At 59.3% G+C, this 366-nt stretch carries 1 protein-coding gene; it reads right to left on the bottom strand.

Going from position 1 to position 366, the window contains the following annotated elements; translation table 11 throughout:
* A partial coding sequence (locus tag AC0L3U_RS38675; RefSeq protein WP_473365004.1) for a hypothetical protein occupies nt 1-286 on the bottom strand: 286 nt, incomplete at its 3' end.
* Nucleotides 287-366: the final 80 nt, after the last annotated feature.

The following is a 366-nucleotide window of genomic DNA, read 5'->3' as shown; positions in this document are numbered from 1 at the left end:
AGGGTGTGTACACCCGATAGCCGCAGGCGTGCAATACGCTTTGCAGCGCACACAGCATCATCGGATGACCGCCCCAACCGTGCAGTAACAGCACGCTTTTGGCCTGGGGGCTGGGGGTGTCGTTGATCAACACCCGGCTGCGGTAGGCGCCGCAGGTAACAACCTCGGTTTTCATGCTGGCCAGTTGTTGCAGTTCGGCTGAACGCATCGGCATCACGGCCGGGTTGGCCAGGCGCTGATTGAATAAGATATTGCAAATATTGACGCAAGCAAGCACACCACGCATATTACAGATTTACCGAAGGCGGCCTGCGCATCGGCGCGCTGATGAGCGGGTGCCACGCCAGGTCGGCATTGCTCACCAGC

Source organism: Bradyrhizobium sp. Kon69 (assembly GCF_055807515.1).
Note: the sequence above shows the minus strand (reverse complement) of the source record. Positions and strands in the feature narration are given on the sequence as shown.